Source organism: Pantanalinema rosaneae CENA516 (assembly GCF_050753385.1).
Classification (GTDB): domain Bacteria; phylum Cyanobacteriota; class Cyanobacteriia; order Leptolyngbyales; family Leptolyngbyaceae; genus Pantanalinema; species Pantanalinema rosaneae.
In genome coordinates this window covers 52,509-75,169 of sequence record NZ_JBLZFZ010000029.1, presented here as the reverse complement: position 1 = coordinate 75,169, position 22,661 = coordinate 52,509, and the positions used below count along the sequence as shown (strand labels likewise).

At 49.4% G+C, this 22,661-nt stretch carries 15 protein-coding genes; 6 read left to right on the top strand and 9 right to left on the bottom strand.

Features of this window, described 5'->3' with window-relative positions:
* From ACN4EK_RS17545 to ACN4EK_RS17525, 5 genes are all read left to right on the top strand, one after another.
* A complete protein-coding gene (locus tag ACN4EK_RS17545; RefSeq protein WP_431659360.1) occupies positions 1–1,035 on the top strand; it encodes a helix-turn-helix transcriptional regulator in 1,035 nt (344 codons plus the stop codon).
* Positions 1,036–1,154: 119 nt separating this feature from the next.
* Positions 1,155–3,764, top strand: a complete 2,610-nt coding sequence (locus tag ACN4EK_RS17540; RefSeq protein ID WP_431659359.1) for a TonB-dependent siderophore receptor — start codon at positions 1,155–1,157, stop codon at positions 3,762–3,764.
* A 54-nt stretch (positions 3,765–3,818) separates the two neighbouring features.
* Positions 3,819–4,892 carry an iron-siderophore ABC transporter substrate-binding protein gene (locus tag ACN4EK_RS17535; protein ID WP_431659358.1) on the top strand — a complete coding sequence of 358 codons (1,074 nt, stop codon included), beginning with the start codon at positions 3,819–3,821 and terminating at the stop codon, positions 4,890–4,892.
* A 35-nt stretch (positions 4,893–4,927) separates the two neighbouring features.
* The gene (locus ACN4EK_RS17530; RefSeq protein ID WP_431659357.1) at positions 4,928–6,250 is read left to right on the top strand and encodes an MFS transporter; all 1,323 of its coding nucleotides are present in this window, start codon (positions 4,928–4,930) and stop codon (positions 6,248–6,250) included.
* Positions 6,251–6,566: 316 nt separating this feature from the next.
* On the top strand, positions 6,567–7,688 hold the full coding sequence (locus ACN4EK_RS17525; protein ID WP_431659356.1) for a hypothetical protein: 1,122 nt from the start codon (positions 6,567–6,569) through the stop codon (positions 7,686–7,688).
* 198 nt (positions 7,689–7,886) lie between these two features.
* Here ACN4EK_RS17525 and arsB read toward each other — a convergent pair whose 3' ends face one another.
* From arsB to ACN4EK_RS17485, 8 genes are all read right to left on the bottom strand, one after another.
* On the bottom strand, positions 7,887–9,041 hold the full coding sequence (arsB, locus tag ACN4EK_RS17520) for an ACR3 family arsenite efflux transporter (protein ID WP_431659355.1): 1,155 nt from the start codon (positions 9,039–9,041) through the stop codon (positions 7,887–7,889).
* 24 nt (positions 9,042–9,065) lie between these two features.
* Complete coding sequence (gene arsJ, locus ACN4EK_RS17515) at positions 9,066–10,322, bottom strand: organoarsenical effux MFS transporter ArsJ (RefSeq protein ID WP_431659354.1); 1,257 nt, start codon at positions 10,320–10,322, stop codon at positions 9,066–9,068.
* Between the two features lie 13 nt (positions 10,323–10,335).
* Entirely contained in the window at positions 10,336–11,349 is a 1,014-nt protein-coding gene (locus tag ACN4EK_RS17510; RefSeq protein WP_431659353.1) for an ArsJ-associated glyceraldehyde-3-phosphate dehydrogenase, read from the bottom strand.
* 162 nt (positions 11,350–11,511) lie between these two features.
* Entirely contained in the window at positions 11,512–11,850 is a 339-nt protein-coding gene (locus ACN4EK_RS17505) for an ArsR/SmtB family transcription factor (RefSeq protein ID WP_431659351.1), read from the bottom strand.
* Positions 11,851–11,945: 95 nt separating this feature from the next.
* A complete protein-coding gene (locus tag ACN4EK_RS17500; RefSeq protein ID WP_431659350.1) occupies positions 11,946–13,022 on the bottom strand; it encodes a PstS family phosphate ABC transporter substrate-binding protein in 1,077 nt (358 codons plus the stop codon).
* A 337-nt stretch (positions 13,023–13,359) separates the two neighbouring features.
* A complete protein-coding gene (locus ACN4EK_RS17495) occupies positions 13,360–15,552 on the bottom strand; it encodes an EAL domain-containing protein (RefSeq protein WP_431659349.1) in 2,193 nt (730 codons plus the stop codon).
* A 296-nt stretch (positions 15,553–15,848) separates the two neighbouring features.
* Complete coding sequence (locus ACN4EK_RS17490) at positions 15,849–19,829, bottom strand: hybrid sensor histidine kinase/response regulator (RefSeq protein ID WP_431659348.1); 3,981 nt, start codon at positions 19,827–19,829, stop codon at positions 15,849–15,851.
* A gap of 355 nt (positions 19,830–20,184) precedes the next feature.
* The gene (locus ACN4EK_RS17485) at positions 20,185–20,373 is read right to left on the bottom strand and encodes a hypothetical protein (protein WP_431659346.1); all 189 of its coding nucleotides are present in this window, start codon (positions 20,371–20,373) and stop codon (positions 20,185–20,187) included.
* A 151-nt stretch (positions 20,374–20,524) separates the two neighbouring features.
* Between ACN4EK_RS17485 and ACN4EK_RS17480 the strand changes: the two genes are divergently transcribed.
* Positions 20,525–21,931: an aromatic ring-hydroxylating dioxygenase subunit alpha gene (locus ACN4EK_RS17480; RefSeq protein WP_431659345.1), complete on the top strand. Its 1,407-nt coding sequence runs from the start codon at positions 20,525–20,527 to the stop codon at positions 21,929–21,931.
* A 147-nt stretch (positions 21,932–22,078) separates the two neighbouring features.
* Here the strand turns inward: ACN4EK_RS17480 and ACN4EK_RS17475 are convergent, their stop codons facing one another.
* The gene (locus ACN4EK_RS17475) at positions 22,079–22,645 is read right to left on the bottom strand and encodes a cysteine hydrolase family protein (protein ID WP_431659344.1); all 567 of its coding nucleotides are present in this window, start codon (positions 22,643–22,645) and stop codon (positions 22,079–22,081) included.
* Positions 22,646–22,661: the final 16 nt, after the last annotated feature.

Here is a 22,661-nt window from a genome sequence, read left to right as displayed (position 1 = left end):
ATGGCGATCGCATTCAATGAAACAGATTGGTCTGAAATCTGTAACACGGCTCAACTGCAAGGGGAGAATGTCTATCAGAAGACCACGGCAGGCTCCTGGTTCCATCTGCCTCACCAGTTTGGCATGGGTGGGGAGCAAATCATTTGCCTGCATCATGGCTTAACCCTGAGCATTCGGAAGGGGCAACTCTGGCAGGATCTCCACTTGAAGCGACAGCATGAATCAGCGTTTCCACTTGTCCTAAAATTTCTGCTATCAGGGTGTTCTAGAGTTCACACGGCAAATGTTCCGAGTGTTATGGGTGAGTATGAAGAAGTCGATGGATACTATTACTTATATTGTTTGCCAGAATTGACTGAAGTCGAGCAATGGCAGGCAAAAGAACCGATTCAGATGGTTATGATCTATGCCCATCCCGATTATTTTCGGCAGTTGGAACAGGAGCATACCATGCTGCCCCGGTCGCTGAAACAGTTAATTGACGCAGGTTCAATTCAGCCCTTTCATCACAACCTGGGTCAAACCACACCGGGCATGGTGAAGGTGCTGCAACAAATCATAGACTGTCCCTATCAAGGGTTAGTCCAACAGCTATTTTTGGAAGGAAAAGCTCTGGAACTACTAGCCCTCCAATTTGCGCAATGGGAAGAGCCACAGCAAGCTGCAAATCCCATGATTTCTTTGAAACCCGATGATATAGAGTGTCTGCATTTTGCCAGTAAGATTCTCATTCAACGGGCAAACAATCCGCCTTCACTGCTAGAACTGGCTCGGCAGGTTGGGTTGAACGATCGCAAGCTCAAGCAAGGCTTTCTCCAGGTATTTGGCACGACAGTATTTGGCTACTTACAGGACTATCGGCTGGCGCGATCGCAGCAACTCCTGGAATCCGGTGAAATGAGCGTCACCGAAGTTGCCCATACGGTTGGTTATGCCAGCCTACCATCATTTAGCAAAGCCTTTCGGAAGAAGTTTGGGCATAGTCCTCTTGCCTACATGACCCGGCACAATACCCAAAAAGTCCGTTTGGGATAACAGAAAGTCCGTCTGGGATAAGACAAACACAATGCGATCGTCCTACTATCTAACCCAGATCTATCAAGAGTTTTTCTCAATAGAGACTTGCATTAAATGGGTTTGTGTGAGGATAGTGTGTGAATAGTCAGGTGAGTCGTCATTTTTGGATTTCTGGATTATTAGTTGGGTTAATGGTTCTGCCAGTTCAGGCAAAGGAACACCTGCCTCACCCGGAAACAGGCAAGCCTTCAGAAGTTCCTGTGGCAAAGGGAGCGGTAGACCAATCCAGGTCGGTACAGCAATCCGCCATTCCCCAGATTCGTGAGTTCCCACGACCGGCAACAACCCTGAAGGAGTGGCAAGCCCAAGTTGAGGCCGCCAGGGTGCAGGTTACAGGAGTGCAACTGAACTCGATCGATACTGGGTTAGAAATTGTGCTGCAAACGGCTGAGGGGCAACTGCTTCAGGTGGATGCAACCAAGTTCCGTACTGAGGGAAATAGCCTGATTGCGGAAATCACCAATGCAATGCTGGTACTACCCGATGACTCGGCATTCATTGCCGAAACGCCAACCCCAGATGTTGCCCGTGTTCAGGTGACTCAGGTAGATAGCAGTACCATTCAGGTGACGGTAACGGGTAACGATAGCCCGCCTCAACAAGAAGTCATCCTGAGAACGGGGGATTTTGCCTATAGCCTCAACCCAGACGATGAAGTGCCCGAAGAGGAAGTGGTAGTGACTGGGGATCTTCCAGGTAGCTCCTACTTTACCCCCAATGCGACGACTGGGACACGCACCAATACTCCCATTCTCGATACACCCCAATCGATTCAGGTGATTCCGCAGCAGGTGTTGCAAGACCAGCAAACGCTGCGGGTAGATGATGCCCTGCGAAATGTCAGCGGTGTAGTAGGGCGGCTCAATCCCTTTGGTTCCAGCACAAACATCACGATCCGGGGCTTTACAACGGATAACTTCACGGCGGGAGCCTTTTTGCGGGATGGTTATCGGCTGAATGACAATTTTAGTACTCAAGAAACCGCCAATATTGAACAAATTGAGGTAATTAAAGGTCCGGCATCCGTTTTGTATGGGCAAAACGACCCCGGTGGAATTATCAATCTGGTGACGAAGCGCCCTTTGTCCAATCCGTTCTACGAACTGCAATTCCAGGCTGGTAGTTATGGCTTAATCCGTCCCAGTATCGATTTCTCCGGGCCCTTAACCGCCGATCGCTCGCTGCGCTACCGCTTAAATGTGGCGTATCAGCATGAAGATGGCTTCCGAGATCTGGAGATTGATACGAATCGATTTTTTATTGCTCCGGTTTTGAGTTGGGATATTGGCGATCGCACTAACCTGACGATCGTCATGGAATACATCAATGAGAAAAGCCCGTATGATCTAGGTCTTCCTGCCATTGGCGATCGCGTAGCAGATGTACCCCGCGATCGGGTTGTGGGTGCTCTAGATGATTCTTCTGAAAGCCGAGCCTTGACTCTAGGGTATGACCTGAAGCATCAATTCAACGATAACTGGAGCTTAAATCATGGGTTTCGCTACGTGACTCAGGACTATAGCGTTCTTGTCACCTTGCCAGCGTTTGTCGATCAAACGACGGGAGATGTGAATCTGTTTTTTGCTGACCGGGAGTATCGCTCGGATGATTACACCATTCAAACGAATGTGGTGGGTAAATTTAACACCGGATCGGTGCGGCATACTCTCCTGGCTGGAGTGGATTTAAACTTCAACCGACTCGATGAGCGGTTTACCCGGGCTGATTTTAGTAATCTACTGGTGATCAACGTTTTTAACCCAGTGTATGGGACTGTCCCCAGACCTGATCTGAGTGGTTTCGAGCCGTTTGCCCCCTATGATACCGAGTACGATCGCGTCGGGGTTTTCCTTCAAGATCAAGTCAACTTTGGAGATCAATTCATCCTGGTCGGTAGTTTGCGCTATGACACCATCAATTTTCGGATTGCTCCAGATTACGATCCATCTCAAACGAATGCATCGTATCAGTCCTGGAGTCCCCGCATTGGTTTGATCTATAAACCTGTGGAAACGGTATCGCTCTATGCCAATTATTCCCAGTCATTCAAGCCAAACCTCAGCACAAATGTCAGCGGTAGCCCACTAGAGCCAGAAAAAGCCAGGGGGTTTGAAGTCGGTGCCAAAGCAGAACTTTTGAACCGAAAACTGTTCGTTACCCTCGCTTACTTTAATATCACCAAGCGAAATGTCGCAACGACCGATCCCAATAATCCCTTTTTCTCCGTATTGGCAGGGAAGCAACGGAGTCAGGGCGTGGAACTGGATATTGCTGGGGAAATTTTGCCCGGTTGGAATATCATTGCCAACTACGCCTATACCGATGCCAGAATCACCGAAGACAACGATATACCCATTGGAAATCGTTTGTTCAACGCACCCTATCACAGTGCGGGTCTGTGGACAACCTACGAAATTCAGCAGGGCGACTTGCAGGGACTGGGTTTCGGCGTTGGCATCAATTATGTTGGCAATCGCTATGGAGACTTAGCAAATAGCTTTAAAGTAGGGGATTATTTTTTGACGAATCTAGCTTTATTCTACAAACGAAATAACTGGCGATTGGGGTTAAACATTAATAATTTATTTAATGTTTCCTACATCAGCAGCACCAACAATTCCCGTAACTTTGGCAATGCCCCAGGAGCCCCGCTAACGGTCATTGGCACTATTGCTGTAGAGTTCTAATCAACCTTGCTGAATTAGCTCATGTTTTTCATACGGCGTATCCATCCTGTTGCAATGGCTCAAAGTGATACGAGATGGGTAAATTGGATTCGGTGGGTGGGGCTGGCCATGATCATGATGGGAGCGATCGTTGCCTGCCAGGGAACCCCCTCCCTTGTACAGCACAATGCCGTTTCTACCCCATCCGCAGTTCCCGCCAACTGTCGCACGATCGCCCATGCAATGGGAGAAACTCAAGTGTGTGGTCAACCCCAACGGATTGTGGTGTTGGGGCCCTATTTACTGGAACCCCTGCTGGCTTTAGGGATTCAGCCTATTGCCTTTGGCGACCACATCGCCTTTCACCAGGGGGACTATACGAAACCTGCTGAACAGATCCCCTATCTTGGGCAATGGGTTTCCCAACCACTGGTGAATGTGGGTATCGCCTACACTCCGTCGATCGAAGCAATTCTGAAAGCTCAACCGGATTTAATTTTGGGCATTGATGGCAATAATGCCAGACAGTATCAGACGTTAACTGGCATTGCTCCAACATTAATGCTGAAGTGGACTGAGCCCGAAAAAAATCTCCAGGTCATCGCGCAAGCAGTCAATCGATCGAAGCAAGCCGAGCAACTATTAACCCAAACCAGACAGCAAATTGCTACAGCCCGCCAAGCCTTTGCTCCTCTAGTGGAAACTGCTCCCAGGCTGTTATTGCTCAGTTCCACCGAATTAAGGGAGATTTATCTAGGGGTTAATACTCATGGGATGTGTAGTTCCCTGCTTAAGGAGTTAGGCTTTCAACTGGTTGTTCCCCCCGGAGTTCAACCATCTCAACAGACCACCCTCATCCCGATTACTCTAGAAGCTTTGCCCCAGCTTAATCATGCCAATCTGATTGTTTTACTGGGCAATAATTTCAAGGGCATGAATCACCTCAGTGGTACAGATATGTTTGAGAAACACCAACTATCGCAACTCAAGCAGGCATGGGCAAAAAATGCGATCGCCCAGACTCTAAATGCCAGCAAACGGGATCAGGTCTACTTCATCCCCGCGTATCTTTGTTTAGGCTTACCTGGTCCTATTGGAACGAATCTTTATCTCAATGAACTTCAGCAGCAGTTACTGCCAAGTCAATGAATTTTGCTCTTTGTAATCAATAGTGGTCAAATTCAATGCGAACCTTCATTGTGCTCTGGTTGGGGCAGATTGCCTCCGCCATTGGCAGCAACATGACCTACTTTGCATTAACACTGTGGGTCTGGCAGCAAACCCAGTCTGCCACCGCGATCGCTCTGATTCTTGTGTTCTACCAACTGCCACAGATCGCCGTATCGCTATTTTCTGGTCTTCTGGTCGATCGCGTTTCTCGCAAACATTTGCTGATTCTGAGCGATACCGCTTCGGCGGGTTGCACCATTTCGGTCGGTATTTTAGCCGCATTGCAAGTTCTGCAACTCTGGCATATCTATTTAATTGCAGCGGTGATTGGCTGCTTTGGCAATCTCCAATCCCTCACCTATTCAACCTTGATTCCACTGATTGTTCCCAAACAACATCACACTCGCGCCAGCAGTATGGGTGGAATAGTTGCCTATGCGGCTGGCATCTTTTCCCCAGCCTTAGCGGGTGTGTTATATCCCACAGTGGGGCTGTTGGGAATTACAGCGGTTGACATGGTAACTTTTACGATCGCTCTGTTCACCGTCCTCCTAGTACCTATTCCCCACCGCGTATTGCAACCTAACTCTCAGGAAAGCGAGGATGAGATAGCGCGAGGTCAAAAACTTTGGCGAGATACAACCCTGGGGTTTCGCTATATTGCTTCCCAGCCCAGCCTCCGGGCAATGGTGATCGTCATGGCATCCTTCGCGTTTCTCCATCAAATCAGTGAGGTACTTTACCAACCTCTGATTTTGGCAAGGACAGGAGATAATACCCAAATTTTAGGGATTGTTGTGGCAATGTCCGGCGTAGGAGGCGTAGTCGGCGCGATCGCCCTGAGTCTCTGGGGTGGGTTTCACCGTCGTGTGCTGGGAATGGTGGTTGGTTTTATTGGCATCGGATTCAGTAACCTGGTTTTGGGCATGGGTCAAGGCTCTGGATTATGGGCGATCGCCCGCTTTGGCGCATCTCTGCACAGTCCCCTGATTTTTAGCTCCTACACTGCTATATGGTATGCCAAAGTTGTGCCAACCCTTCAGGGACGAGTTTTTGCGGCTGATTATCTGATTGGCATTGTGATTGAAGCCACCGCCGGATTAAGTGCCGGATTACTTGCCGATCGCGTCTTTGAACCTGCCCTGCGATCGGGGGGCTGGCTGGCTACAACCTTTGGAACCCTGGTAGGAACAGAAGCGGGAAGCGGCATTGCTCTTCTCTACATCATCAATGCCATTGGCATCATCGGCATCGGGCTGGGGAGTGGCAGAGTAAAAGCCTTCTGGAATGCCGAGACGCTGATGCCTGATTATGAAATGGACTCGGAACTGCTTTAAGCAATTGGGGATTGAGGCTAACAGCATCCCCCTGATTGACTGACAAATCTTTTGAGTTATTGCCAGAACCACCCTCACCCTAGCCCTCTCCCACAGGAGAGGGAACAAAATATTGGATCGGCTCCTTTCTCCCTCTGGGAGAAGGGCTGGGGATGAGGGCGAAAGTAGTTTTGTCAGTCAACCAGCAGCATCCCCGACTGCCGGCAAACCATGCGGTTTGTTGTAACTAATTTGGTAACGCGAGCGGACTACGGTAGTGCAACGACTAGGCTGAAATAGTCAATTCCTACCGCTTTGGTGATCAAGGATTCCTATAATGGTTCGTAACGTGCAACTTCAACCCTACACGCTCATTCGTCAAACGGGATGCGTTGTCCTGACAACTCTGCTCCTGTTTGGGGCAGCTTGCCAACTGGCGACTCCAGCGAAGGCGATCGAGGCTACCCTACCCCATCGATTCACCACGACCCAACTAAAGCCGTCCCCTCGGGTTGTTAATCGCTTACCCCAACGAGTTGCCCTGAAGGTCAGGCGAGATCTGGCGCAACGTCTGAACCTACCGGAACGTCGCTTTCAGGTTGTTGGTTCAAGTCGGGAAACCTGGTCAGATAGTTGCCTGGGGTTAGCCGCACCCAACGAACGCTGTGCAATGGCAATGGTGGAAGGATGGCGGCTTGAACTCACGGATGGTCAACAAACCTGGGTTTACCGCACAGATTTAAGAGCACAAGTGATCAAGTTAGAAACTCGGGACACGGCTGAACTACCGCCGCCGATCGTCGATTTGTTATTTGCCACGATCGCCCGTCAGGAAAAAGTGCCCGCAAATACCCTCAAAGTCGTAGAAGCTCAACCCAAAACCTGGGATGGTTGCATGGGTATCTATAAACCTGGACAAATGTGTACTCGAATTGCTATTGCTGGGTATCGTGTGATTGTCCGGGGCGATCGCCAAAGTTGGGTTTACCATACCAGCCAGGATGGTTCGCAGATAGTGCAAAACCCGATCGCCAGTGGTAGTGGCGACCAGATTATGCCTTCATTCTTTCCTGCCGAGTCCCAACCTGAGAACCCAACGACCGACATCGTGTTCAAAATGACGGTTTCAGGTGGCATGGATGGCAGGGTCACGGAAACGATTCTAACCACTGATGGCATTCTGTACCGTAAGAGTAACAGTATGCAAGCCTCTGCGATATCGGAGCCGACAATCATTAAGCGTCTGTCCCCAGCCCAGTTGCAGCAGTTTCAACAGCAACTTCAGCAACAGCAGTTTCCCAATCTTGATGGCATGAGGTATTTAACCCCTGCCGCCTTTGCAGATTATCCCACCACCGTGTTCCAGGCGATGGGCAGTACGGTGGCTTATATTGATCTTGAACAAGCCGATCTTCCCCTATCGTTACAAGCGGTTATTCAGGCATGGCAGCGGTTATAGCCAGAGGTCATCCTAGGGGCGTAAGGCTCTACCGGAGCAACGTTTGTTCCGAACTGCCTACCCCCTTAGCTAAAGCCGCTAACGCTCTATTCCACCCTTGAAAGCGATGGGCTTGGCTTTAACTTCTGTAAACAGAACCTATCCAATCGATAAACCGCCCTCGCTATGTCAACGATGGCGTTAGTTGAGCGCCATTCGCTATCGATTAGAGCTAAGACAGCGAGGATCATAGAGCGTTGCCTTTTCTGGTTCCCTGGGAAACCACATTGCTGTACACTTACAAAATTCCACTAGTATTAACATCACCGGGACTTCAATTAACATACCAACAACTGTTGCCAATGCGGCACCCGAGTTTAATCCAAATAGCATGACTGCCGTAGCGATCGCGACCTCAAAATGATTGCTGGCTCCAATTAATGCTGCCGGAGCCGCATCTTCATAGGAAAGTTTTAACTTGAAGGCAGCAACATAAGAAATCAAGAAGATGAAATTCGTTTGTAGAAATAGCGGTACAGCAATCAGGAAAATATGGAGTGGATGATTAACTATCAGTTCCCCTTTGAAGGCAAATAACAGGATCAAAGTGATTAACAAAGCCACAATCGCAACTGGACTTAAATAATGCAAAAATCGCTGTTCAAACCATTCCCGTCCTTTATGCTGAAAAATCCAGTAGCGGGAGTACATGCCTGCAATGAGAGGGAATCCTACATAAATCAGAACTGAGAGGGCGATTGTTTGCCAGGGTACGGTCAAGTCATTCGCCGCCAGTAACCAACGACCAAGAGGGGCATAGAGAAACAGCATCACTAGCGAGTTCACTGCCACCATCACCAGCGTATGTCCCTGATTGCCATAACAGAGATAGCCCCACATCAGCACCATTGCCGTACAGGGAGCAATCCCTAGCAAAATTGCTCCAGCAATGTAGGAATTGGCTAGCGGTACTTCTATGCCCCGAATTAACTCCGTACCTGTGATTAGAGGGCGAAACAGCCAACCGAGAAAGAATTGTGCAAATATAAGCATTGTGAATGGCTTGATGAACCAGTTCACCACTAATGTCAAGCCAACAGGTTTGGGAGCACGTACCGCTCGCTTTGCCTGAGAAAAGTCGATCTTCACCATGATGGGATACATCATGAAAAATAGGCAGATCGCGATCGGAATTGATATCTGGTAAAGGCTCATAGCATCCAGGGCAACGGCAACCCCTGGAAAGATCCGCCCCAATGCAACCCCTACTCCAATGCATAGACAGACCCACAGGGAAAGATAGCGTTCAAACAAGCTGAGTGAACCACCTGCTGGCACTGCTCCTGAATTTTGGGTCGAACGTTTTAGATTCATAATCAGAGGGAAGAAAACAATACATTAATCCCCATCGCCCGCTTTCCAGGCGATCGCTTGAGTGGGTTGTGGATCAGGAAGTTTGAGTGAGATGATCCAGGCGGCCAGCACAAATAATGATGCAATCCACAGGCAACCTACTAATCCATAGAGTTGATAAATCACCCCTGACAACACTGTACCCATCAGTCGCCCACCAGAGTTCGCCATGTAATAGAACCCGACATTGAGGGCAACTTTGTCGTCATCCGTGAATGCCAACACCAGGTAAGAATGCACTGCCGAATTAAACGCAAATACAATCCCAAAAATCATCAATCCCACGACGATCGTCACATTCAGTGGAGCATTGAGTTGCATGGCTAGAGCGATACTAGCAGGAATCGCCGTCAGCATCCCAGTCCAAAATTGAATGGTTTTTGCCTTTGGTGGCTCACCGTTGCCAAACCGCCGAAGCAAGGTCGGGGCAAGAAACTGGATGATGCCATAGCCAATCACCCAACAGGCTAAAAATCCGCCTGCCTGGTAGAATGACCAGCCCAATCCGCTACGGAGGAAGACAGGTAGACCGACCACAAACCAAACATCCCTGGAGCCAAACAGGAAAAAGCGGGCGGCTGAAAGAATATTAATTTCACGGCTTTTGGAGAATAGTTGAGTAAACTTAACCTTCGTCTTGATCTTGCCCATGCCCTTGGGCAGCATTGCCCCGGTGAACAGGATCAACAGTAGCCCGATCGCCATGATCCACAACGAAGGCACAAAGCCAAATGTGCCTAATAAGGCGGCTCCCAGAAAGAAGCCGACCCCCTTCAAGGCATTTTTCGATCCCGTCAGGACAGCCACCCATTTAAATAAAGACGATTGCGCCTCCTGCGGGACAACCAGACGAATCGCACTCTTGGAACTCATTTTAGTCAGATCTTTGGCAATCCCGGAGAAGGCTTGGGAGGTCATGACATATAACACGGCTAGCCACTGTGCCCAGTCACGATTGAGCAATGACAGCATCACTAAAGCGAAGATCTGAAGCCCGATACCACTATAGAGCGTGACTTTTAAGCCCAACTGCGAGCCAATCCACCCTCCCAAAAAGTTGGTGACAATGCCAAAAATTTCGTAGAACAGAAACAGAAAGGCAATCTGAATCGGGGTGTAGCCAATTTCATTGAAATACAGCAGCACCAGCATTCGTAACGCCCCATCCGTCAGCGTAAATCCCCAATATGCCAGGGTGACAAGGGCATAGTTTTTTAGATTGCCATTAGAGACTGAAGTCATTGTAGAATCCCTCTCAACTTAGACTTACAGCCACTTTCCGCGCCAGTTCCACCATGCGGTTGGCATAGCCCCACTCATTGTCATACCAGGCATAAATTTTGACCTGAGTGTCATCCACCACCATCGTTGACAGGGCATCTACAATAGACGATCGCGGATCATTGAGATAGTCGATCGACACCAGAGGTCGTTCCTCATAGCCTAAAATTCCCTTGAGTGGCTCCTGTTCTGACGCTTGTTTGAGCAGTTGATTCACCTCTGCTACTGAGGTTGGACGAGCGACTTCAAACACACAATCTGTCAGCGATGCATTCAGCAATGGGACTCGTACTGCTAGTCCATTTAGTTTGCCATTCAGTTCGGGATAAATTAGCCCGATCGCCGTGGCTGACCCTGTACTGGTGGGAATCAATGACAATGCCGAAGCCCGTGCCCGTCGGAGATCTTTGTGGGGAGCATCCACTAGCGTTTGGGTATTGGTATTGTCATGAATCGTCGTGACAACGCCATGTTTGATGCCAATGCCCTGATGAATTACTTTCACCACCGGAGCCAAACAATTCGTTGTGCAGGAAGCCGCTGTCAGCAGGTGGTGTTGAGTCGGCTCATACAGGTGGTCATTCACTCCCATCACCACATTTAATGCCCCCTGTTTGACTGGAGCCGCCACAATTACCTTACGCACTCCCCGCTTAAAGTAGGGATCGAGGGTTTCAGGAGTACGAAACTTACCAGAACATTCCAGCACCAGATCAATCCCCAGATCCTCCCAGGGCACATCACCAGGTTGGGTATGGTCAGAAAAGGTGAGCGGTTGCCCATCAATATAAATCCGGTCTACTCCCGCCGTTACTTCCGGAGTCCAGCGTCCATGCACCGAGTCAAACTTTAGCAGGTGCGCCGCCGCTTCAGCCCCACCTTTGACTTCATTGATGTGAACAAACTCTAATTCTGACCAACCCCAGGCAGCTCTTAGATCTAACCGCCCAATCCGACCGAAACCATTAATTCCAACCCGAATTGCCATTGCTCCTCCATTTCAAATTAAGTTGATATTTTGTTCCATCAAATTTTATTGATGGATTAACTAAAACGATACCTACTCATTCCCATCCCGAAATTCGGGACTTTGAACGGTTCGGTTCCCTCCTGTTTAAGCAGGGTTAGGGAAGATCAAAGGGGGGGTACTTTAAGGCATATCATCCGCATCAGTACAGGGACGGGCAGGCAAAATGGGACTGTATCGCCGGAACTCCGACAGGTATTGCTCCAAGACCACAAATTGAGACAAATTCAGCCGATAGTAAATCCAACGTCCCTCCTGGCGCGATCGCACCAAATCTGCATCCTTGAGGGCTTTCAGGTGAAATGACAGTTTAGACTGAGCCACCTTCAGCACTTTACAGAGATCACAAACACAAAGTTCGTTCTCCCGTAACAGCTCCACAACTTTGACTCGGAGAGGATCCGATAACGCCTGGAAGCCAGCAATCACCGTCTCAGAAGGTAACGAAACAGCCTTGACCATCAAGTTCAACCTTACCTATCAATTTTTTTTGATGCAGTTCATCTTAACCCATTTTCTGCCATCTGTCATGACTGGTTCTGATTGATTCCGCCTGATTAGGGTCTGCTTGCCTGTTCCGCCTGGAAAGTCGTTTGCCGACGCAGCAGTTCAGCCACCGTAAGGTTAGGTTCTGGAGTGCCCTGAAAGGCAGTGCCAATTTTGCCCCGCGTGAACTGAATCTCTGCCAAACGATACGCCTCCTCGGGCAAGGGCAAATAGCCTACCGTTTCGACTAAGCTGGGCGCACGTTGCAGATAGAACTCGATGAATGCCCGCAATTCTGGTTTATCCTGGGCTGCCTTCGAGTTGACATAGATAAACAGAGGACGCGATAGCGGTTGATAGGTGGCGTTTTTAATATTCTGATCATCCGGTGAAACGGGGCCATTCCCATTATTGACAGGTAGCGCTTTCACAGTCGCTTGATTGGCTTTGTAGTAAGCGTGGGGAATATATCCCAGAGCCCCCACTGATTGATTAATCCCTCGTACCAGAACATTGTCGTCTTCACTGCCAACATAGTCGGCGCGGCTGGCATTTGTGCTGCCGATGATCACCTCATTGAAGTAATCGAATGTACCGGAATCGGCTCCAGCTCCAAATAACATCAGCGGTTGCTTAGGATAGGAAGCGCGAATTTGATTCCAGTGGGTGATTTTGCCTTGAGCGGCTCGTTCCCAAACTTGCTTCAGTTCAGCAACCGTAATCTCCTTTGCCCAGGAGTTTTGGGGATTGACCGCGATCGTCAAAGCATCGAAGGCAACGGGCAATTCAATAAAGGCAACGCCATTTTTCACACAGGTTGACAATTCGGCCTTTGAGATCGGGCGAGAGGCATTACTAATGTCCGTTTCACCGGCACAGAATCGGCGAAATCCTGCCGTAGAGCCAGCAAATCGCACGTCAATCTCGGCGTTGGTGCCTGCGGTCGTAGTCCGGAAGGCTTTTGCCACAGCCTCCGTGACCGGGTACACCGTACTGGAACCATCCGCTACGATCTTCCCAGCCGCAGGCGCAACAAGGGGCGTTTCTTCAACTTGGGTTGAGGGGGCACAGGCGGATAAAGCAAAGGGTGACGCGATCGCCAAGAACAGGTTTAACAGCCTGGAGAGTCTATTTGTACCCACTACCATAGAGTCATCTGCCTTTCAAAGAGGATGTGAAGCATTGCACTCCCCTGTCCATCGAACTGCTGGAGGTAGAACCGCGATCGCCAACTGGCGATGGCTTCAGTTCTCCGGCAACAAGGAAGTAATTCCATCATTTCAAAAAAGGTTGATTGTAGCAGGTGTTCTACAACACTTGTAAAGAAAAATTTACCCAAAAATTTTATTCATTTATCCCTGTTGACAGTGTATTCAGTTGTCTGAGAGTTTAACGCTCTGTCACAAAAGAATTTCAACAAGAAAAATTGATTTGTGGCCGCCTGAGTGAAGTTAATCCATTAGCGCTTGATGGAGCAACAGCCCTTTAGCCAGATAATTGCACCGCACAGTTCTTGCCCTGGGCTTTTGCCTGATAAAGACCCTGATCCGCGATCGCAATTAAGGTTGCCGGAGAAGACTGGGGCTGAGGAATCAGGGTGGCGACCCCTAAACTCAGGGTCATAAATTGGTTGACCTGAGAACTGGGATGCGGCAGTTGTAGGGCACTAACATTCGTTTGAATCAGCTTAGCCAGCGCGATCGCGCCTTCCGCCTCGGTGTTCGGTAAGATAATAGCAAACTCTTCCCCGCCGTATCGAGCCAGGAGGTCAATCGGCCGTTGGAGAGTTTGAGCGATCGCCTTAGCGATTTGCCGGAGGGCATCATCTCCCGCTAGATGTCCATGCGTATCGTTATAAAGCTTGAAGCAATCAATATCACACAGGATCAGGGACAGGGGAGCTTGTTCCTGTGCCAATCGCTGCCATTCAGCATTTAACGTATCATCAAAACAGCGACGATTCGCGACTTTGGTCAACCCATCGGAAGCCGCCAATCGCTGGAGTTCCTGATTCGCTTGTTGCAGTTTGAGATACAGTTCCGATTGCTGAATTGCGATCGCGGCTTGACTTGCCAGTTGATTAAATAAACTCACCTCCGACTGCTGCCATCGACGGGTGTTAGTACATTGATGGGCAATCAGGAGCCCCCACAACTTCTCTTGCTGCAAGATTGGTACAACCAGGTTGGCTCGGATATGCAAACTGCGAAGCAACTCTACATGACAGGGAGATAAATCTGCTGTTTCAATATCGGCGATCGCTCGCGTATTACCTTCTTGATAATACGCAGCATGGGTTGACTGAAAGCAGGTATCCATCACTTGAATCCCCAGGATCGACAGACCGCCCTCCGCCAGTGACTCGACCGCCACCAAGCCGCTCCAGTCCAGTTCAAACTGATAAATCACCACTCGATCTACATTAAACAGTTGCCGAACCTCATCTGCCGTAGTTTGCAGAATTTCATTCAGATCTAATGACTGCCGAATTCGTTGCGTCACCGATGCCACGATACGTTCCGCTTCGCTTTGGTGTTGAGCCAGTTGTATCGGGCTAACAGCCGTTTTACTGGGTTGATTCACATCGAAATGGGGTGTAATCGTCACCGGTACAGCACTGGGTTTAGCAATCAAATACCCTTGAGCCAGCGTGGCTCCGCGATCGCGTAACCAGTTCAGTTCCTCAATACATTCAATGCCTTCAGCAACCGTCTGAATGTCCAGCTTTTGCGCAATTTCCAGCAATTTTTCCGTGATTGACGCTTTATACAGATCCTGGTGCACATCCCGAATCAACTCCATATCCAATTTAATGAAGTCAGGACGGAGTTGATGGAGTAAGTTTAGACCGGAGTAGCCAGACCCTAAATCATCCAGGGCAATGAGAAACCCGGCATCCCGATAAAACCTCAGCACTGTTCTCAAATGATCTAAATTCTGCGGATTATCTGACTCCACCACTTCAAATACAATCCGCTCATGGGGAATTCCCGCCCGATCGATCGCTTCTACGGTACTCCGCAAACAGGACACCGGATCGTACAACGCCGTGGGCGTGAAATTGATGAAAATGTGACCACCCAGTTGATGCCGACTCACCTGGGAAATCGCACTGAGGCGGGCGATCCGATCCAGTTGGGGCAACAATCCCGATTCTGCTGCCTGCTCCAGAATTGTCCCCGGCATAACCAGATTGCCCTGTTCATCCAATCCCCGCAGGAGGGATTCATAGCCATAAATTTGGGTTGTGTCTTGGATTGCCACGATCGGCTGGAAGTAGCTAGTAAAGCGTTCGGTAGCCAGCATATCCACCAGCCAGTCGGACTGACTAAACTTAATAAAACGTTGCAGGGAGGCAATATCACTAAAATCTTGCAGTTGAGGCTGCACCGCACCTCGAATAAATAAAGCCTGAGTTTCCCTTAATTCCATCGGGGCTAAAAGCGGGGCAATACTGCAAGCAATCTCCTTCGCTTGTCCAGGTTTGCAGATCAAGCTTAAACCAGGTCGCTCTTGCATCACCTCATACTCCAGGGTTGCCTGCTTCAGATAGGCAGTAACTTTTGCCAACGTATGAGGAACTGGAAACCATAGAAAGAGCCGTCCTGCTTCCTTCGCCTGACATTGTGCAACATTTCGACAAGCACAAGGTTTAGAAGCAGAAGAAGACTGGTGCATAAATCGCTCCTGAGTTCGTCCCAACTGAATGAATCCTTAGGAGAATGTCACTGAAATAACAATCCGAACGCCCCCAACCCCCTTTCTACGATGCCGTCAGGCTATATTCTGGGGGAGCCGAACCTCAAAGTCCCCCAGAATTGGGGGATTTAGGGGGCGACTAGAGTGAAGCGTGTCCTTGAGTCAGTGCCATTCAATCCTTAGGATTCCCTAAGAGTTGTTGAGAAGTAATAAAATTCGGCTAGATGATATTAACTTTTCAAAATTTTATCAGCTCCAGCCTTGGCTCCGATCGCCTAAGTTCCAGACAAATCGACTTGGACGTAGGGCGAGGACGGGTGATTGTGAACGATCGCCACGATCGCCTGCACCAACTGTTCCGGATCAAGGGGCTTCGTAATATGTTGTTGATAGCCACTCATAATTGCCCGGTGCTGATCATCCTCCTTTGCATAGGCCGTCAACGCGATCGCGGGAATCATGCCACCCTGTTCTGGGGGTAAGGTGCGGATTTGTCGGATCAGGGAATAGCCATCTACGTCAGGCATCCCAATATCACTGACTAATACATTGGGTTGAAATAATTCTAGATTCGCTAGAGCTTCTTTGGCTGAAGCCGTTGCTAACACCTCTGCGCCATATTGGGTCAATAGTACAAATAACAACTCACGAGCATCCACATCATCATCCACAATTAGAACTCGAACACCCGTCAAATTCAGGGTTGACTGGGGTAACTCCTTCGGTGGCTGAGTCCCTGGTTCCAGATTCAGCAATGGTAATCGCACCGTAAAAATAGCCCCTAATCCCTCACCTGGGCTTTTCGCCATAATAGTGCCACCATGAGCTTCAACCAATTGACGCACGATCGCCAAGCCTAATCCCAATCCACCATAGCGACGAGTGATAGAAGCATCTTCCTGCCGAAAGGATTCAAAAATGTAGGGAATGAAGTCTGGACTGATGCCTTTGCCAGTGTCAGTCACAATAATATAAGCATCGCTGCCCAGGGAAGACGATCCTTGCCGATCTGCCTCTCGGCGCTCTAAATGAATCGTCACTCGCCCGTGACTGGGTGTAAATTTAATCGCATTGGATAACAAATTCCAGACGATTTGTTGGAGACGGGCAGCATCACCAGATACCTGTCCAATGTTAGGTAATTCGGCATCAAGGGAGATCGATTTAGCGGCGGCTGTTGTTGCCACAGTTTCGATCGCCGCTTCCACGACCGAGGCAAGATTGACAGAGGTCATGGTCAGCGTTAGTTTACCCCGGAGAATTTTGGCAATATCTAGCAAATCATCAATCAACTGCATTTGGATTTTGGCATTCCGCTCGATCGTCGCCAGAGCGTCAGCCGTTTTGACAACATCTAATTTACGAGTTTGTAACAGCTTTGACCAACCCAAAATGGGATTTAACGGCGATCGCAACTCATGGGACAGGACAGCAAGAAACTCATCTTTAATCCGGTTCGCCCGTTCAGCCGCTTCCCGAGAGTCTCGTTCCAGTTGTAGCAACCGATCGCGCTCGATATCCAATTCCTTTTGGTCATGAATATCCGTACACGTACCAAACCACTTTACGACCTGGCCCTGCGGATCTTTGAGGGGCAACCCCAATACCAAATGCCAGCGATAGCTGTGATCCGATGCGCGTTTAACCCGGTATTCATCGCGATAGAAGCTACCCTGATGCAGGGCATGGAGCCAGCGAGTTTGAATCGTTGGTTGATCATCGGGATGAACCGCAGAAAACCAACCATTGCCAATAATTTGTTCCACCGTTAAGCCAATATAATCACATAATCGCTGGTTGACATAATCACACAACCCGTTAGCATCACACGTCCATACCAATTGGGGAATTGCTTCGGCTAAGTAACGGTAGCGTTCCTCACTTTGGCGTAACGCCTTCTCTATCTGTTTGCGATCGCTAATATCTTTGAACAGAATCGCGACTTTGCGGCTGTCGGCTGTCCCAATCCGAAAGGCGGCAACCTCAAACCAGCGACCCATTACATCAGAGCCACTTTCAAACCGAGTTGGGTTTCCCGTCAAAGCCACATTGCCATAGGTTTCAAACCAATGCGGTTCCAAATTGGGGAGCAGTTGACGGGCGGTTTTCCCGGAGGCCTGACGCAGCCCCGTTTGTTGTTCAAATACCGGATTCACTTCTAAAAAGCGATAATCAAGCGGGTGGTTGTCTGCATCAAACAGCATTTCCACCACACAAAACCCTTCATTCATGGACTCAAACAGAGTCCGATAGCGCTCCTCAGAGGAACGCAGGGCTTCTTCCGCTTGTTTGCGATCGCTAATATCAATCACCGAGCCGATATAGCCTTTGAATTCTCCCGCTTCTCCAAACCAGGGATTTGCTACATCGATCGCCCAGTGATAGCTGCCATGCCGATGCCGTAACCGATATTCCAGGCGAAAGGCTTCACAGTCAGCATTTGCCTTGAGAAACACATTTCTGGAAAATTCCCGATCGTCCGGATGCACCGCATCCAACCAACCACTCCCTAATCCTGTCGCTTCAGTTTGCCCCGTGAATTCATACCAACTTTTGCTCAAGTAAGTGCAGTATCCCGTAGAATCCGTCACCCAAACCATCATGGGGGCATGATCTGCCATATTACGGAATTGTTCTTCCCTCTGGCGCAGAGCCGCTTCAATCTGAATTCGCTCCGTGATTTCTTCGCATACGGTACTGATGCCAACCACCCGATCGCCCTCCTTTAAGGGCAAAAAGTGTTCTAACCAGACCCGTTTCACTCCAGGTTGGGCAGGAGTTTCGCCATGAATTTCTACATTCAACAGGGGTTCTCCGGTTTCCAGTACCGGGCGCAAAAGCTGTTCAGCAGTATCCGCTAAAGCGGGGAATAACTCCTGAATGGTATGTCCTAAATGGGCCGCGACTGGCAAGCCATTGATATCGGCTAGCCGTTGATTAATCCGGACAAACCGCAGATCGGTATCCAGAATATTCAACCCGATCGGCGCCGATTGATAAATCGCCTCAATTTCCGCCAGTTGTCGCTGAAGTTGTTGTTGACTCGCTTGCAAAGCCGCCGCCGCCCGGTTGCGCTCTGTAATATCTAAGAACGCCCCGATCACTCCCCGAATCTGCTGCTGGTTGTTATACAAGGGAGTGGCATAGGACAAAATTTGCCGTACTGTGCCATCTGGCAGCAAAATATCAAACTCGATATCTCGCACCTCTACCCCCAACCTGACCGCCACTTGCATCGGCAACTGCTCGGTAGAAACTTCCTCGCCGTTCTGCAAGACTCGATAGGGAGGTTGTTGATCCGCCGGGGCACTTTTTGAAATATTATTGCCGGGACTCACCCCGAGTAACTGTCGCAGGTAAGCATTGTGCTGCATTTGAGTACAGGTGGCATCGGTGGCGATCGCAATCCCTACCGGAATCATCTCTAACAACGTTTGCAAATCTGCCACGGTTTGATTTAATTCCACTTCCAACTGTTTGCGATCGGTAATGTCACGCCAGGAGGCAACAAAACCATCATTCAACTTGGTTGCCCGAATATCAAATGCTCGGACTAACCGTTGCTGACCATACACATCTTCGTAAACCAGGGAATCTTGGATTAACGGCTCTCCAGTTTCGACTAATCGACAATACTGATCCAACAACCCGGACTCCCGATGGGCAGGTAACACCTCACATAGCCTCCGCCCAATTTGCATCTCTCTGGGCAGGCGGTTGCTTTCACAGGCCATGGCATTCAGGTAATCAACCCGAAAATCAATAATCTGCCCTGAGGCATTGCGAATCGCGGAGAAGATGCCAAAGCAATCCAGCATATTCTCGATCGAGCGCTGGAACACCTCCTGAATAGATCGTTGGTTGTACTGTAATTCGGCATTTGCGATTGCATCTCGCATAGCAAAGCATAAATCAGCAGCCGTCATTCGGTCTTTGACCAAATAATCTGCCGCCCCATGTTTCAATGCTTGCACAGCGATTTCTGCATCATTGCCACCCACCACCACGATCGCCGGACAGCGATCGCCCATGTCTTGCTTCAGGTGCTTGAGTAAATGCCAGCGATCGGGCTGGGAAGACAATTCCAAAAGCATCCCGTCAATCTGTTGAGCGTGAGACAATGCCAAAATGGCAGCATAATCCCGCTCTATAATCACCCGATATACCCAACGGCTATCTTGCCGTAGCTGCTGTTCATAATCGTACTCTGGTTGATTAGAGCCAGCAATTACAAGCACAGTCCGGTGAGTCACCATACCAAATACCTAGTCTCGTAGGAGGAAAGCAGTAGGGGTTAAAGCCAATAGTTTAAAGGGTTTTTAGAGAAAAATATTTTCTAAGAGGCTACTTTAAACTTGAAGCATCACTTAACCCAATCTAGCCCACCTTCCAGATGGCAGCAGACCATGCTTGAGTGTGTACGACGGCTCAACCCTGGTCGATCGTTGAGCCAAGCAAGTTTTGACTGTTCTAGAAGCCAACTAATTCAGGGTACTGGCTTCAGTCTGGAGATTATTCTCTCTCAGAAACAGGATGCTTTCGGATTTTATCGGGCTAACTCCATTTAACCCAATCCCTCCCAGGGTATAAGCTCACTGCTTCAGGCTTCGACTAGGGCTGCTGCCTGGGTTGCAAAACGATCGCGGCAATTAAGGCGGCTGTTCCCCCAACTAATCCCAACCCCAACCAGAGTCCCAGACGATAGCCTTTCCGGGCTGCCACCACCGCCGCAACGCCACCGAGCAAACAATGGAGATTCAACATCAGGTACACGATCGGATCGATAGGAAGTCCCGGCATGATCAGCAATATTATCGCAACAATTGTTTTATTATCCGGGATAGCAACAGCCTCGATCGTCGCTGTCTAGTCAGCCTTTGGATCAACTCCGCTCTAGTAGCTGCATGTTAAGATATGTAAATAACCCTTAACCCATCCATTCCTTGCAGGCATGTTAACGGAAGCGCCGATCTCAATCCCCCAAACCCATACATTACCGGCGGGTGGTCGCGATCCCGATCGGTTTGATGTCAAAGAAGCCTGGTATCCAGTTCACTACATTGAGGACTTAGACCCAGCGAAACCTACCCGATTTACCTTACTGGAGCAGGATTTGGTGATTTGGTGGGATCGACAAGCCGAACAATGGCGAACCTTTATCGATCAATGTCCCCATCGGTTAGTGCCCCTGTCCGAAGGTCGAATTGCTGAGGATGGTTTATTGGAATGTCCGTATCATGGTTGGGCATTTCGCGGCGATGGTGGGTGCGATCGCATTCCCCAACAGACCGCCGAGACGAATGCTCATACCTCCAAACGGGCGTGTGCGATCGCCTTACCGACGGCAGTAGAACAGGGACTTCTATTTGTCTATCCGGGGCAACCGGAGAATGCGGCAAAGGTGAAAGTCCCGATTATTGAGCCGATGACAGAATCTCCAGATGAGTGGATCTGTCTCAATACCTTCCGAGATCTACCCTACGATGCGTTGACACTGTTGGAAAATGTGCTGGATTCCAGCCATGTACCGTTTACACATCACAAATCCGTTGGGAATCGATCGAATGCGGCTCCCGTAGAATTAGAGGTGGTGGAGTTCGGCAAAACTGGATTTCAGGGTGTGTGGGAAGAAGGTCCTCGCAAAGGCACATTAGGACGGCAGGAGACGCAGTTTATTGCCCCGAATCTGATGTGGCATGATCTGACCTCTAAACAGTTTGGTCGCACGTTAACGGTAGTGTATGCCACCCCAATCTCTAAAGGTCAATGTCGAGTCTTTGCTCGGTTTCCATTTAAGTTTGCCTCTAAACTGCCGGGATTTTTGATTAAACTAACACCACGTTGGTATTCCCATATTAGCCAGAACAACATTCTGGAAGATGATCAGATTTTTCTACACTACCAGGAACGTTATTTAGCGGCTCACGGCGGCGGAGCTAATTTTGCCAAAGCCTTTTATTTACCGACTCGTGCCGATGCCTTTGTCTCCGCCTTACGCAAATGGGTAAATGAGTATGAGGCAGATCCGTTTCCCGGTGAAACATTACCACCAACGTTACCGACAGCAGCCTTGCTCGATCGCTATCATTCCCATACCCGTCACTGTGGAAGTTGCCGTACTGCCCTTAAACGGATTCAGCAAATTCGGTTAGGGTTGGCGATGATCGGGGCGATCGCGTGGGCACTTCTGCCGCTGCTGATCTGGGTAATCGGTGAACCATCGCTGCTACTAGCGGTTGTTGCCTCGATCGTCCCGTTGCTTATGGGAGGGGCATGGTTATGGCTAGGTCGTCTAGAATACCAGCTCAATCAAGGACGAGAAATTCCGCCCCGTAACCTGCCGGAGCAGAACTCCTAACGGTGTATTGGGGAATTGAGGAGGCTAATCAATCCTCAGCCTGTCGATCGATCTACAGCAATTTTCGCTTGGTTAAACCACACCACTCCCTACTCCCTACTCCCTACTCCCCACTCCCCATTCCCCATTCCCCATCTTCACTATGGTTTATTCATCCGACAACGGCTGTAAGTCCGTTTTCGGCATCGGTGCAGCGAGGGAACCATCCCCTAACCCGGCTTCTCGCAACCGTTGGGCACCGATATTGCGACTGAGGACGGCTAAGCCAGCCAGGTGTGCCTGAAGTCCGGCAGTACTGGCACAGCAATCGGTTAAGACGATCGGTTCAATGCCGCGATCGAATAAATCCATCGCGATCTTTAGCACGCACATATCAGTGTCAATGCCAACGACATCAATTTGGGTCATGTGATGTTGGGTTAAATAATCAATTAATTCATTCGGTAAACCACATAACCCCGGTTTGCTAAAAATCAGTTCTGGCTTGGCATAGGCAGCAATCAGCTTGGCTAGATCGGTTTCGGGCTCCTCACTGCAACTATCCCAACTCAATAAGCGAGTATAGGGACTGTCGGGCAGATTGACAAAGCGAGTAAATAAAATCGGGTCATGATGATCGCGTTGAATCAATCGAGCCACTCGATCGGGAATGTGATGCGTAAAGTCATTCAGAAACCCAGATTGAACATCAACGACCAGTAATGGTGTAGGCATAACGCAGGCGAACTAA